At 67.2% G+C, this 12,106-nt stretch carries 14 protein-coding genes; 2 read left to right on the top strand and 12 right to left on the bottom strand.

The window, feature by feature from the left end; translation table 11 throughout:
- From era to rpoZ, 8 genes are all read right to left on the bottom strand, one after another.
- Positions 1-1,032, bottom strand: coding sequence for a GTPase Era (gene era / locus Q4I23_RS00275; protein ID WP_454016739.1), 1,032 nt, complete (start codon positions 1,030-1,032; stop codon positions 1-3).
- Positions 1,025-1,774, bottom strand: coding sequence for a ribonuclease III (gene rnc / locus Q4I23_RS00280; RefSeq protein WP_237906214.1), 750 nt, complete (start codon positions 1,772-1,774; stop codon positions 1,025-1,027). The genes era and rnc overlap by 8 nt, the downstream gene beginning before the upstream one ends.
- A 63-nt stretch (positions 1,775-1,837) precedes the next feature.
- Positions 1,838-2,608, bottom strand: a complete 771-nt coding sequence (gene lepB, locus Q4I23_RS00285) for a signal peptidase I (RefSeq protein ID WP_035679215.1) — start codon at positions 2,606-2,608, stop codon at positions 1,838-1,840.
- Complete coding sequence (gene acpS / locus Q4I23_RS00290; protein ID WP_454016740.1) at positions 2,605-3,072, bottom strand: holo-ACP synthase; 468 nt, start codon at positions 3,070-3,072, stop codon at positions 2,605-2,607. Before acpS ends, lepB begins: the two co-directional genes overlap by 4 nt.
- Positions 3,069-3,821: a pyridoxine 5'-phosphate synthase gene (locus Q4I23_RS00295; RefSeq protein WP_498524947.1), complete on the bottom strand. Its 753-nt coding sequence runs from the start codon at positions 3,819-3,821 to the stop codon at positions 3,069-3,071. Before Q4I23_RS00295 ends, acpS begins: the two co-directional genes overlap by 4 nt.
- Positions 3,822-3,920: 99 nt before the next feature.
- Positions 3,921-4,343, bottom strand: a complete 423-nt coding sequence (locus Q4I23_RS00300; protein WP_454016742.1) for an HIT family protein — start codon at positions 4,341-4,343, stop codon at positions 3,921-3,923.
- A 53-nt stretch (positions 4,344-4,396) separates the two neighbouring features.
- A complete protein-coding gene (locus Q4I23_RS00305; RefSeq protein ID WP_454016743.1) occupies positions 4,397-6,568 on the bottom strand; it encodes a RelA/SpoT family protein in 2,172 nt (723 codons plus the stop codon).
- A gap of 105 nt (positions 6,569-6,673) precedes the next feature.
- Positions 6,674-7,120 (bottom strand): DNA-directed RNA polymerase subunit omega, encoded by a 447-nt coding sequence (gene rpoZ / locus Q4I23_RS00310; protein WP_237906219.1) that lies wholly within the window; start codon positions 7,118-7,120, stop codon positions 6,674-6,676.
- Positions 7,121-7,417: 297 nt separating this feature from the next.
- Here rpoZ and Q4I23_RS00315 point away from each other — a divergent pair, with 297 nt between their 5' ends.
- Positions 7,418-7,999, top strand: coding sequence for a LabA-like NYN domain-containing protein (locus Q4I23_RS00315; RefSeq protein WP_454016744.1), 582 nt, complete (start codon positions 7,418-7,420; stop codon positions 7,997-7,999).
- Between the two features lie 32 nt (positions 8,000-8,031).
- On the opposite strand, the gene Q4I23_RS00320 is transcribed toward Q4I23_RS00315, so the two are convergent.
- Positions 8,032-8,862, bottom strand: coding sequence for an esterase-like activity of phytase family protein (locus tag Q4I23_RS00320; protein WP_498524961.1), 831 nt, complete (start codon positions 8,860-8,862; stop codon positions 8,032-8,034).
- A 436-nt stretch (positions 8,863-9,298) separates the two neighbouring features.
- Here Q4I23_RS00320 and Q4I23_RS00325 point away from each other — a divergent pair, with 436 nt between their 5' ends.
- Positions 9,299-9,991, top strand: a complete 693-nt coding sequence (locus Q4I23_RS00325; protein WP_014198731.1) for a sensor histidine kinase — start codon at positions 9,299-9,301, stop codon at positions 9,989-9,991.
- A gap of 4 nt (positions 9,992-9,995) precedes the next feature.
- Here the strand turns inward: Q4I23_RS00325 and Q4I23_RS00330 are convergent, their stop codons facing one another.
- The 3 genes from Q4I23_RS00330 to Q4I23_RS00340 all read right to left on the bottom strand — a co-directional run bounded on the left by Q4I23_RS00330 (position 9,996) and on the right by Q4I23_RS00340 (position 12,042).
- Positions 9,996-10,400 carry a NifB/NifX family molybdenum-iron cluster-binding protein gene (locus Q4I23_RS00330; RefSeq protein ID WP_498524948.1) on the bottom strand — a complete coding sequence of 135 codons (405 nt, stop codon included), beginning with the start codon at positions 10,398-10,400 and terminating at the stop codon, positions 9,996-9,998.
- Between the two features lie 78 nt (positions 10,401-10,478).
- Positions 10,479-11,012 carry a MarR family transcriptional regulator gene (locus Q4I23_RS00335; protein ID WP_454016747.1) on the bottom strand — a complete coding sequence of 178 codons (534 nt, stop codon included), beginning with the start codon at positions 11,010-11,012 and terminating at the stop codon, positions 10,479-10,481.
- Positions 11,013-11,187: 175 nt separating this feature from the next.
- Complete coding sequence (locus Q4I23_RS00340; protein WP_498524949.1) at positions 11,188-12,042, bottom strand: DUF2076 domain-containing protein; 855 nt, start codon at positions 12,040-12,042, stop codon at positions 11,188-11,190.
- Between the last annotated feature and the right edge of the window lie 64 nt (positions 12,043-12,106).

Below are 12,106 nucleotides of genomic sequence, written 5' to 3' on the forward strand. Positions count from 1 at the left end.
TTAGGACGCGCCGAAGTCGAGGTTCCAGGCCTCGTAGCGCTCCGGATCGTTCTCCCAGTCCTCGCGCACCTTGACGAACAGCATCAGGTGGACGCGCTGTTCCAGCATCTCCTCAAGCTCGGTGCGGGCGGCCTGCCCCAGCGCCTTGATCCGGGTGCCCTGCTTGCCGAGCACGATGGCCTTCTGGCTGTCGCGCTGGACATACACGACCTGGGAGATCTTGACCGACCCGTTCTCGAACTCCTCCCACTGCTCGGTCTCGACCGTCGCCGCGTAGGGGAGTTCCTGGTGAAGCTGCTGGAACAGCTTCTCGCGGGTGATCTCCGCCGCCAGAAGGCGCATCGGCATGTCCGAGATCTGGTCCTCCGGGTAGTGCCAGGGGCCTTCCGGCATGCGGGCGGCCAGGAAGCCGCGCAGATGCTCGACGCCGTCGCCCGTCGAGGCGGACAGCATGAAGATATCAGTAAAGATGCCTTCCTGGTTGAAGCTGTCGGCGAGGCCGAGCAGCTTCTCGCGCGGGACGAGGTCGATCTTGTTCAGGATCAGGATCGCCTTGCGGCCCTGCTCCTTCAAGCGGGTGATGATGCCCTGGGTGTCCTGGTCGATCCCACGGCGCGACACGTCGAACAGCAGGCCGACCAGATCGGCGTCCTCCGCCCCCTGCCAGGCCGCCGCCACCATGGCGCGGTCCAGACGGCGCTTCGGCTTGAAGATGCCCGGCGTGTCCACGAAGATGATCTGGCTGTCGCCGGCGATGGTGATGCCGAGCACGCGCGTGCGGGTGGTCTGCACCTTGGAGCTGACGATCGACACCTTGGAGCCGACCATGGCGTTCAGCAGGGTCGACTTGCCGGCGTTCGGCGCGCCGACCAGGGCGACAAAGCCGCAGCGGGGGTTTTCGGGCACATAGGCAGCCTCTTCGGCGCCCTCTTCCGGGCCGCCCTCTTCAAGATCAGCGTCCACGCTCTCGCTCACGCCCTCGTCCTTATCGTCGAAATCGTCGTTTTCAAACTTGTCGCGGCCGTCAGTCATCGACCTGCACTCCCAATTGGCGCAGCAAGGCGCTGGCCGCTTTCCGTTCGGCGACCCGCTTGGACGGGCCTGTGGCCGTCACCGGCTCCATGCCCTTCAGCCGGACCGCGATGCGGAACACCGGCTCGTGCGCCGGGCCGCTCTGCTCGATCAGTTCATAGGTGGGAAGGGGCCGCCCATTGCCTTGCGCCCATTCCTGCAACGCCGTCTTGGAGTCCAGCGGCGGCGGCTCCGCGCGGTCGATCTGCCCGGCCCAGGCGGAGCGGATGAAGTCCCGCGCCTTGTCCATGCCGCCGTCCAGATAGAGCGCCCCGATCACCGCCTCGCAGGCGTCAGCCAGGATGGTGCGGTTGCTGCGGCCGCCGCCCTGAGCTTCCGACGGTGACAGGCGCAGGTAGCGCCCCAGCCGGAGCGCGTCGGCGACGCGGCTCAGCGCCTCCCGACGGACCAGCGAGACGTGCCGCTTGGCGAGCGCGCCCTCGCGTTCGTTGGGGAAACGTTCCAGCAGCCATTCCGCGATGACGAGGCCGAGCACCCGGTCACCCAGGAACTCCAGGCGCTCGTAGGCGAGGCCCGGCCCCTGCTCGGGCCGTCCGCCGCGGACGTTGCGCTCCAGCCCCATCAGGCTGGGATGGGTGACCGCGTCGGCCAGCCGTTGCGGGTCGGCAAAGCGGTGGCCGATGGCCGCGGCCAGTTCCGCAAGGTCGGCGGAATCGGCGCTCACGTCCGCGTCGGACGCCATGGGGGTCCCCCGTTCTTCAGGGCTCACAATAATCGGTCTCCGCGCCCCGGTGCTGTGCGGGGCTCACTTCACGGCGTTGAACAGGCGGCTGAACCGCAGGTCCGCCGGCCAGCGCCACACCTCGAAGAAGCGGGTTCCGTCCTCCAGAGAGAAGAACAGGAATTCGGCGCGCCCGACCAGATTCTCCATCGGGACATACCCCACCTGCGACGGGACGCGGCTGTCCAGCGAGTTGTCGCGGTTGTCGCCCATCATGAACAGATGGTTCGCCGGCACCTTGAAGGCCGGGGTGTTGTCGAGCGGACCGTTGTCCGACTCCTCGATGATGCGGTGGCTGCGCCCGCCCGGCAGGGTCTCCACATACTGGGCAATGCGGACCTCGCGCCCCAGCGCGTCGCGGGACACATAGTCCTCGATGCGCTCGCGCTTCACCGGCTGGCCGTTGATGTGCAGAACGCCGCCGGTCACCTGGACGGTGTCGCCCGGCAGGCCGATGACGCGCTTGATGTAGTCGGTCTTGTTGTCGCGCGGCAGCTTGAACACGGCGACGTCGCCGCGCTCCGGCGCGTGGCCCATGATGCGGCCCTCGAACAGCGGCAACCCGAAGCCGACCGTGTACTTGCTGTATCCGTAGGAGAACTTGGACACGAACAGGTAGTCGCCGATCAGCAGCGTCGGGATCATCGACCCGGACGGGATGTTGAAGGGCTCGAAGGCGAAGGTCCGCACGCCGAAGGCAATGATGACCGCGTAGAAGACCGTCTTCACCGTCTCGGCAAAGCCGCCTGTCTCTTTGGATTTGCCGGTCAAGGCGGTCTCTCTGTTCATGGTCATGCGGGGGGTGCCGTGGAGGTGGTGATGGACGTGTCGGTGGAGGTGTCGGCCGGTTCGGCGCTGATGATGACGAAGGCCTCCGCCATGGGGTACTCGTCGGTCAGCGTCACGTGGATGCGCGCCTGCATACCCGGCGGGGTGATCGCCTGCAGCCGTTCCAGTGCACCGCCGGTCAGGCGCATGGTCGGCTGGCCGGAGGGCAGGTTCACCACCCCCATGTCGCGCCAGAACACGCCGTCGCGGAAGCCGGTGCCCAGCGCCTTGGAGCAGGCCTCCTTGGCGGCGAAGCGCTTGGCGTAGGTGGCGGCCCGCGCGCTGTGCTTGCCGGCGGCCCCAGCGCGGCGCTCCGACTTGGCGCGCTCCACGTCGGTGAAGATGCGGGCGATGAAACGGTCGCCGAAACGGTCCAGCGACTGCTCGATCCGGCGGATGTCGATCAGGTCGTTCCCGATGCCGAGGATCATGAGACGCCTCCGCTTGCCGCACGGGCGTCCTTCATGACGGCGCGCATGCGCTGGAGCGTGTTGCCCAGCCCGACGAAGATCGCTTCGCCGATCAGGAAATGGCCGATGTTCAGCTCCACGATGGTCGGGATGGCGGCGACCGCCCCGACCGTCTCATAACTCAGCCCATGACCCGCGTGGCATTCCAGGCCGATGGCCTCGGCGTGGGCCGCCGCCCGGACGATGCGCTCCAACTCCGCCGCGCGTTCCGCCCCGGCGGGCGCGTCGCAATAGGCGCCGGTGTGCAGTTCCACCACGGGCGCGCCCAGCGCCTTCGCGGCGTCGAGCTGCGCCGGCTCCGGGTCGATGAACAGCGAGACGCGGATGCCCGCAGCGCCAAGATCACCGACGTAGCGCTTCAGGTTGTCCATCTGCCCAGCGACGTCCAGCCCGCCTTCGGTGGTGACCTCGGTGCGCTTCTCCGGGACGAGGCAGCAGGCGTGCGGCTTGTGGCGCAGCGCGATGGCGAGCATCTCGTCCGTCGCCGCCATCTCCAGGTTCAGCGGCAGCCGGATCTCCGCCATCAGCCGCTCAATGTCGGAATCGATGATGTGGCGGCGGTCTTCGCGTAGATGGGCGGTGATGCCGTCGGCCCCGGCCTCGGCGGCGAGCTTCGCCGCGCGCACGGGATCGGGGTGACGCCCACCCCGCGCGTTGCGGACGGTCGCCACATGGTCGATGTTCACGCCGAGGCGCAGAGGGCGGGGCATAGGCTCGAAACTCCGGTGTCGCGCCGGTCCCGCATCCTGCATCCGGCGGGCACCGGTTCTCCCTGCTATATAGCGGTGGCGTGGCGTCGCGTCACGCCGTCATTCGACGACGTGATGCGCGGCGATCCGGGCGGCGAGCGCCTTCAGCTCCTCGATGGGCGGGTCGTGGCGCGGCCAGACCAGATCGGCGCCATCGTTTTCATAGCGCGGCACTACATGCACATGGATGTGCGGCACCGTCTGCCAGCCCGCCGGCCTGTTCGTCTGGAGAAGCGTGATCCCCTCCGGCGAAAAGGCCGCCTGGACGGCGTGGGCGACCTTGTGGACGGTGCGGAACAGGGCGGCCGCCTCGTCCTCCGTCACGTCCAGGATGGTCGGGGCCGGGCGCTTCAGCGCCACCAGCACGTGGCCGGGATTGACCTGCCCGGCGTCCATGAAGGCGAAGGTCTCCGCATCCTCGTACACCACGGCGCAGGGCAGCTCCCCAGCGATCAGGCGGCTGAAGATGGTCGGGCTGGACATGCTTCCCTCGCTCCTGGTGGGCGCTCTGGGCGGGCACAGCCGCGCGGGCTCGCTCACCGCCCGCGGGCGCGCTCCACCGCGTTGATGGCGGGGGTGGCGCGCAGGGCCGCCATGATGTTGGTCAGATGCTTGGCATCCTTCACGTCGATGTCGATCAGCAGCTCGAAGAAGTCGGTGTTGCGGCTGGTGATCTTCAGGTTCGTGATGTTGCCGCCGTTCTTGCCGATGACCGTGGACAGCGTGCCGAGTGAGCCCGGCTCGTTGTTGACCACCAGCGAGATGCGCCCGACATGCTCCTCCGGGCTGTCCGGCCCAATGTCCCAGGCGACGTCGATCCAGCGTTCCGGCGACTCGTGGAAGCTCTCCAGCGTCTCGCAGTCGATGGTGTGGATGGTCACGCCCTTGCCGGTGGTCACGATGCCGACGATGCGGTCGCCCGGCAGCGGGTGGCAGCAGCGGGCGTAATGGACCGCCATGCCGGGGATCAGGCCGCGGATCGGCAGCGGCGCGTTGTTGCCCTTCGCCTTCGGCTTGGGCTTCGGCACCGTGATGGCGTTCTTGTCGTCGCCTTCCTTGGGCGTCGCCACATGCGGCTTGTGGCCGGGGAAGACGGCGTGGAAGACCTCGCGGCCCGAATGCAGGCCCGACCCGACGCTGGCCATCAGATCGTCGGCGCTTGGCTGCTGGAAGATCTTGATGACGCCTTCCAGCGCCTTTTCCGAGAACTCGTAACCTTCCGACTTGAACTGGCGCTGCAGGATGGCGCGGCCCAGCTCGATATACTGGGTGCGCTGCTGGGTGCGCAGGAACTTGCGGATGCGCGCCCGCGCCTTGCCGGTGACGACGAAACGTTCCCAGCCCGGAACCGGGGTCTGGGCCTTGGACGTGATGATGTCGACCTGATCGCCGTTCTGCAGCTGCGTGCGCAGCGGCAGCATCCGCGCGTTGATCTTGGCGCCGACGCAATGGTCGCCGACCTCCGAGTGGACGGCGTAGGCGAAGTCCACCGGGGTGGCGCCGCGCGGCAGCGCGATTAGGTCGCCCTTGGGCGTGAAGCAGAAGACCTGGTCCTGGAACAGCTCCAGCTTGGTGTGTTCCAGGAACTCCTCGGGCTTCTGGGCGTGCTCCAAGATGTCCAGAAGCTCGCGCAGCCAGCGGTACTCACGCCCCTGCTGGGTGCGCGGCTCGCCCTGCTTGTAGGCCCAGTGGGCGGCGACGCCGAGTTCGCAGATCTCGTGCATGTCGCTGGTGCGGATCTGCACCTCGATCCGGTTGCGCTCCGGACCGATCACCCCGGTGTGGAGCGAGCGGTAGCCGTTGGGCTTGGGCGTCGAGATGTAATCCTTGAAGCGCCCCGGAACGACCGGGTAGTGGGCGTGGATGACGCCCAGCGCCTGATAGCATTCCGGCACCGTGTCCACCATGATCCGGAAGGCCATGATGTCCGACAGCTGCTCGAAGCTGACATTCTTGCGCTGCAGCTTGCGCCAGATCGAATAGGCGGTCTTCTCGCGCCCGGTGACCCCGGCGTTGGGCAGCCCCTCCTCGGCCAGCGTGCCACGGAGTTCCTGGATGATCCGCTGGACGCGGTTCTCGCCCTCGGTCCGCAGGCGGGAAAGCTGGGCCAGGATGCTGTCGCGGGCGTCCGGATTCAATTCCGCGAAGGAGAGATCCTCCAGCTCGTCCTTGACCTGATGCATGCCGATCCGCTCGGCCAGGGGAGCGTAGATCTCGATCGTTTCGCGGGCGATGCGCTTGCGCTTGTCCGGATTCTTCAGATGGAACAGCGTGCGCATGTTGTGCAGCCGGTCGGCCAGCTTGACCAGGAGGACGCGGATGTCCTCCGACATCGCCAGCACCAGCTTGCGGAAATTCTCGGCCTGCTTGGCCTGCTCGCTGTGCAGTTCCAGGCGCGACAGCTTGGTCACGCCGTCGACCAGACGGGCGATCTCCTTGCCGAAATGCTTCTCGATGTCCTCCAGCGTGGCGACCGTGTCTTCGACCGTGTCGTGCAGCAGCGCCGTCGCGATGGTCCCGGCGTCCAGCTTGAGCTGGGTCAGGATGCCGGCGACCTCCAGCGGGTGGAGGAAATAGGGATCGCCCGAGGCGCGGGTCTGCGAGCCGTGCGCCTTCATGGAGAAGACGTAGGCGCGGTTGAGCAACTCCTCGTCCGCCGAGGGGTCGTACGCCTTGACGCGTTCGACAAGCTCATATTGCCGGATCATGGCACCCGACCCGGCGCAGCGTGCGCCATGAAGTTTCGCAAACGATTGGTTGGTCGACGGAAAGGGGGGCCGTCGGCCCCCACAGCCGGTCGCTGTCGGTCAGCGTCAGAGATCCCCGTCGGCATCGCGGCCGACGACGTCGTCCTCGGTCTCGCCGAAGGCCGCCGCCGGGTCGCTCTCCATGTCGGACAGCAGGTCGTCGCCTTCGCCGACCTCCTCCGCCTCGCTCATCCCGTCCTCATCCTCCAGCGACGTGTCGCCGCGGGCTGCCCAGTCGTGCTCGCCGGCCATCAGCTCGACGATCTCCTCCTCGGGCTCGTCCGGCTCGACGTGCTTCTGGTGGCCCTTGATCAGGGCGTTCTTCAGATGATCCAGCATCACCGTCTCATCGGCGATCTCGCGCAGGGCAACGACCGGATTCTTGTCGTTGTCGCGATCGATCGACAGCGGGGCACCGGACGCGACCTCTCGCGCGCGCTGGGCCGCCATCATGACCAGTTCAAACCGGTTCGGAACCTTGAGGACGCAATCTTCGACGGTAACGCGAGCCATACCAAACCAACTCCGGGATCTGCGAAGGCATCCGAATATATTGATGCGTTCGCGCCTGCGCAAGCGCTTCGAGCCCTGTCGGGTGCGGCCGCCGTACCCCGCCCGCGGCGCGACCCTGCCCGCGCTCCCCCTTGCTCGCGCGTAGACGACCTCCTACTTTACTTATCTGGTGAATCGCAATTTCGCGTATGCCTGACATATAATTCAATCCATCGTGGAAGGATTACGGAATTGGATCGGAATACGACTTTGCCGAAAGATGTTACGAAGCTCTTTTATAAGGAAGAGCGTCTGGCGATGTTCATCGACGGCGCCAATTTGTACGCGGCTGCCCGGTCCCTGGGCTTCGATATCGACTATAAGCGTCTTCGCGACGGCTTCGCCTCCGAAGGGCGACTGGTGCGCGCCTTCTACTACACCGCGTTGGTGGAGGATCAGGAATATTCGCCGATCCGGCCGCTGGTCGATTGGCTGGACTACAATGGCTACACCATGGTGACCAAGCCGACCAAAGAGTTCACGGACGCCTCAGGCCGGCGCAAGATCAAGGGCAACATGGACATAGAGTTGGCCATCGACGTGATGGAGATGGCCGAGCGCGTCGACCACATCCTGCTGTTTTCCGGCGACGGCGATTTCCGCCGGCTGGTCGAGGCGGTGCAGCGCAAGGGTGTGCGGGTCAGCGTCATCAGCACCGTGCGCTCCCAGCCGCCGATGGTCGCCGACGAGTTGCGCCGTCAGGCCGACAACTTCATCGAGCTTCAAGACCTCGCCCCCAGCATCGCCCGAGTCCACCATCACCGCGAGTCGATGGGGAGTCCGGGCGCTCCGGGTGTGCCGGACATGCCCGGCCAGGGCGGCCCCTACGCCAACTTCTGAGCGACGCCGCTCACCGCGGGGGCGCTTTCCGGTCAGTGCCCCGCGACGGTGACTTTCAGAGCGCCGGCCGGAAGCTGGAACATCATCAGATAGGTCCGCTGGAGCGGGCTGCGGTTGTCGTCGGAAACGATGTAGACAAGCAGGTCGCCCTCCTCACCGGGCCGCACCGCCAATCCTTCGAAATTGTCGGTCAGCAGCGGCGGCTCCAGGCGCGCCAGTTCCACCCCATCCATCGTCGCGCCACCGCGCAGAGAGTCCGCCGGCACATGGACGATGCGCGCCGCCCAGCCGCCCAGCAGGGACACCCGCCGCTCCAGCACCAGCACCCCACCGTCCGGCAGCGGAGCCGCGGCAGTGGGGCGGAAGCGCGGCGCGGCGCGGTAGGTCAGCGGCTGCCAGTCTCCCCGCGTTTTCAATGCGGCGGAAGCGATCCAGGCGTGGCGTTCGCGGACGCCGTCGTCGTCGCCCTCCTCGATGGCCAGGATGCGGCCGTCCGGCAGCGCGGCCAGCGCCTCGACCCCGCCGTTCGCGGGGGCGTTTTCCAGACCGGGCGGCACCGGAAGCTTCCGCGGGGTTCCCTCCGGCCGGTTGGCGCCATCGTAACGGAGGATGCGATGATTGCGCTCGAACGGCACCAGCCAGCCGCCGCCCGGCAGGCGGACGAGGTCTTCCGAATCATTGAGCCGGCCGCGGTAGTCCGGGCTCTTATCGAGGATCAGGGGACGGACATCGTAGTGTCCGGCGCCCGCCAGACGCCCCTGGGCGTCGTAGGACAGCCGCCCCGTGACGCTCTTGCCGTTGTCGGAGACGGCGGCGAAACGGTCGCCCGAGTCGCTGACCCAGAGGCCGGACAAGCCCCCCACCCCCGCCCCATCGGGCAGACGGAGGGCGCCACGAAATCGCAGAGCGCCAACCTCCGCAAGAGCCGGGCGGTCCGGGTCGAGCGCAATCGGAACGGAGGACTCGGCCGGTCGGCCGTTTCCGGCCACCGCGGCGCAACCGCCGGCCACGGCCAACAGGGCGCAAAAGGGAATCGCAAGGGTTCTCAAACGCATGGCGGCACTCATGCCACGACGGGGCGGCCGGGGAAACGCATTTTCCGGCTTGCCCCGCCTGCCCGCGACTCCGACCCTTTGTCCGCCGGGATCATAAGCCCTGCCTCTCCGTCCGAACGTGGACGAACGAATTGGATATGCGCAGAGGGTTACTTCCTCAGAACCAGCTCGGGAGTGGGTTCAAGCGCATAAATTGTTCTGTACCTAAGGAAAACATTGCCAAGCTTCAGCCGAGAATCGCGTGATGCCCAATCCCCTCCGGTCCCAGCCGGTCGCCCTGCCTGCTGATCGCCCCGCCACCGGTTCGGGAGCGCCGGAGGACCCAATCGCGGAGCGCATCCGCGAGTTGGAGGCCGAACTGCGCGAGCTTCAGCACCGGGCCAAGAACAGCCTTCAGCTCGTCATCAGCCTGCTCAAACTGCAGACGGGCCGCATCCGCGACCCGGACGCCCGAGCCGCCTACGAGCAGACGCTGGTGCGCATCGAAGCGCTGGCCATTCTCTACCGCCAGCTCCACGAGTCGGGCACCGGCACCCATGTGAATCTGGGCCGCTACATCGAATCCCTCGCCGACGCGGTGAAGCACGGGACGCCCGGCGGCCTCGCCAACGTGCCCATCGAGGTGAAGAGCGACCCCATCCAGATCGGCCTGTACGAGGCCATGCCGCTGGGCCTGATCACGGCGGAGCTGATCACCAACAGCCTGCACCACGCTTTTCCGGAGCAAGGCTGGATCCGCGTATCGGTGACGCAGGAGAACAACGGGCGCGCCCGCCTGATCGTCGAGGACAATGGGCGCGCCCTGCCCGCCGGATTCGACACGACGGCGGAGGACGGGCTTATGCTGGCCGAGGCGCTGGCTGCCCAGCTCGGCGACACGCTGAACACGGAAAGCGACGCCGCCGGCACCACTGCCAGCGTGTCCTTCCCAGTGTGACGACTCAGGCTGGCTCCCCGTGGCGGTCCTGCGGGGCGTCCTCGGGACCGTGGTCGTGATGCTCGTGGGGATGCTCGGGCGGCGGAGCCGTCTTGATGGTCCCTGCGAACCAGTCGCTGATTGCCTGCACCGGATCGGTCTCCAGCGTGGTCACCGGCTCGATCCCGCGGCGCTTCATGTGCTTGATGAAGCCCTCGCCGGAGGAGCCAGTGATCACCACCCGCACCGCGTCGATGGGGTGCGGGCGCCCGTCGCCGGCGAGGTGGAGCACCTCGTCCTCGGCCAGTTCGATCCGCTCGACCTCGACGGGTGTGCCTCCCGCCTCGGCCTCGAAGACCAGGAAACGGTGGGTGCGGCCGCCATGGGTGGCGATGCTGCGGTAATCCTGCGTGCCGACGGCGAACCTCATCCCACTTTCCCCATAAAGCCCAGCAGCCTTACCGTGGCACGGCGTACCGCCGCGCACACTGAGGGAGGTCAATGCGCGTTAGAGGATTTCCGTTTCGTCAGAGCGGATAACGTCCGTCCATTTGCGCTCCAGACGGCGCAGCGTGCGGTAGGTGACCTCGAAGTCCTGGCTGTCACCGTCGCTGCGGATCAGGCCGTCCGAGTGGACGGACGCCATGTGGCGCAGCCGCTCGCACAGCTCCAGCCCTCGGGCCGACAGCTTCAGCCGGGCGGCGCGCTTGTCGCGCGGCGAGGCGGAGCGGTCCACATAACCGCTATCCACCAACTGCTTCAGATTGTAGGAGGCGTTGGAGCCGAGATAGTAGCCGCGCTCGATCAGGTCGCGCACGCTGATCTCTCCATTGGAGATGTTCAGCAGCATCATGACCTGCACCGGGCTGATGTCGTCGATGCCGATGCGGGACAGCTCGATTCGCAGAACGTCGAGGAACCGGCGGTGCATCCGTTCGATGATCCGCGCCACCTCATGGTACATCTGGGTGGCGGAGGCTTTGCGCTCCGCGTCGTTGCGCTCGGCGTCTTCGGTCGGCTGGGGCTGAACGAGCGTCGTCATGGGCCTCGGGTCTGCGTGGGGATCGGGGGAGCACGGCCTTCCTTGCCCGACGCACCGTAGGGACCTAACTGTTTAATTTATATTAACTGTGATGGCGGCACGAAGGCGCACCGGACCTTTTCCAAAGGTTGGCACGCCTTCGCCAAAGATTGGATAAGGCAAGGACTGGATAAGGTCAGATCCAGCTGTCGTCTCCACCGCCATCGCCGCCGCCGTCATCGAACGAGGCATCGTCGGTCTGATAGTCGACGTTCTGGAGGTTGTTGTCCTCCGGCGGGAAGCCCTGGTCCGCGCCCGGGTCGGCGGAGTCGCCGTAGTAATTGTTGATGATCGTCTCGCCATGGCTGGCCGTCTGGCCCGCCGCCGCTGCGGCCTCGCCGAACGGACCCGGCGAATGGCTGAGCATCGAGGAGATGGCGCTGGCCGCCAGCATGCCGCCGGCCACGCCCGCCGCGGTCTGGGCGGCACCGCTCAGGAACCCGCCGCCGCGCGGCGCGTATCCCTGCGGGCCGAAGCCGGGCTGCGGTGCGTAACCGGGCTGAGGCGGATAGCCGGGCTGCCCGTAACCGGGTTGCCCGCCCGCCTGCGGAGCGGCCCCCCACGGGCTGCGCGACGGCGCCCCGGGCGGCTGCATCGGCGGCTGCATCGGGTTGTAAGCCGGCCCCTGCGGAGACGGAGGAACTTGAGCGGGCCGCTGCTCCGCCGGGCGGTTGCCCCCGCCAGCCCATGGGCTGCGCCCCAGCCCGAGCGCGTTGGACAGGAAGCTGCCGCCTGACGGCTGCGGTTGGGTCTGCTGGGCGCGGGCCTGCGCCTCCCTCACCTGCCGCTCCAGATCCTCGATGCGCTGCTGGGCGGCGGTCAGCGCCTGCTGCTGCACCAGGACCGATTGTGCCATGTAATAGGCGGCGGCGGGCTGGCCCTGGAGCATCTGCTGGATGAAGCGTTCCGCCTCCGGATCGCGGGGCTGGTTCTCCACCTCGCGCAGGTGCGTGAACAGATCGGAAAGGAGGGTGCGTTCCTCGGGCGTCATGATCGTCTCCTGTGCGCGCTCCGTGCGGGCGCGCCATTGATGTGGCGCACCGCACCCCCGGTGC

The sequence above is a fragment of the Azospirillum sp. UFLA03-27 genome, assembly GCF_059803775.1.